The 1,103-nt window shown below is 73.1% G+C and carries 1 protein-coding gene and 1 pseudogene; one reads left to right on the forward strand and one right to left on the reverse strand.

Annotated features, from left to right (window positions below):
• On the reverse strand, window positions 1-771 hold a 771-nt coding region (locus tag AB0B91_RS66435), incomplete at its 3' end, for a hypothetical protein (RefSeq protein WP_358343346.1).
• A 74-nt stretch (window positions 772-845) separates the two neighbouring features.
• On the opposite strand from AB0B91_RS66435, the pseudogene AB0B91_RS66440 reads away from it, so the two are divergent.
• Window positions 846-1,103 (forward strand): annotated as a pseudogene (locus AB0B91_RS66440) (hypothetical protein); the annotation flags it as partial.

A 1,103-nucleotide genomic window follows, 5' to 3' on the forward strand; every position in this document is an offset into this window, starting at 1 on the left:
CCGCCCGCGTGCCCCGCAGACCTCGGCCAGCTTCGCGTACGCGGGGGCGCCGACCAGCGCGGTCAGCTCCGGGCCGTAGGAGACGTACATCGGCTCGGTGCCGACGTGCGCGTCGGTGGAGGAGGTGCACCACCAGTCGAGGTCGTGCCCGCCGGCGCCCCAGCCCCGCCGGTCGAACTCGGAGAGCGTGGAGACCAGCACCTTCGTGTTGTCCGGCCGCTTCACCCACTCCTGGTCGCGGCGGATCGGCAGCTGCCAGCAGACGTCCGGCTTGTATTCCAGCGGATGCACCCCGTCGCGCAGCGCCTGCGCGTGCAGGGCGCAGCCGGCGCCGGCCGGGAAGCCCGCGTCGTTGAGGAATACGCACGGCCCGTCCGCGCCCTGCGTGGCGGTACGACGCGCGGAGTTCTTGCCGTCGATGGTGTCGTTCTCGGTCCAGTTCTTGAACCCGCGCCGGAAGTGCTGCCACGTCGCCGGGGTCAGCCGCTTGACGGCGGCCCGGACCCGCTGCTCGTCCTCGGAGTCGGTGAAGAACGCGCCGTGCGAGCAGCAGCCGTCGGCGGCCCGGCCGGCGACGATGCCGTGGCAGCCCCGGCCGTAGACGCACGTCCAGCGGGAGAGCAGCCACGTCAGGTCGGCCCGGATGAGGTGGTTGTCGTCCGCCGGGTCGGTGAACTCGATCCACTCCCGGGGGAAGTCCAGTGGCACCTCGCGGCTGCGCGGGTCGTCCGGGTCGTCCACCAGCACGCGGAGTTCGATCTGGCCTGTCACCCGGCCCAGCGTACGCCCGGCGCCCCCACCGGTCCGCCGAGCCGCGCAATCCGGTTGGCCCTAGTGTCTTCAGCATGCGACTGGGTGTCCTCGACGTCGGTTCCAACACGGTGCACCTGCTGGTGGTCGACGCCCATCCCGGGGCGCACCCCTGGCCGGCGCACTCGGAGAAGGTCGTGCTGCGGCTGGCCGAGCAGATCAGCCCGGACGGTGCGCTCACCGAGGCCGGCGCGGACGGCCTGGTCAAGGCGGTCGGCATGGCCAAGGCGGCGGCCGTCGGGCTCGGCGCCGACGACCTGATCGCGTTCGCCACCTCCGCCGTCCGCGACGCC

This window comes from Nonomuraea sp. NPDC049141 (genome assembly GCF_040648415.1).
Classification (GTDB): domain Bacteria; phylum Actinomycetota; class Actinomycetes; order Streptosporangiales; family Streptosporangiaceae; genus Nonomuraea.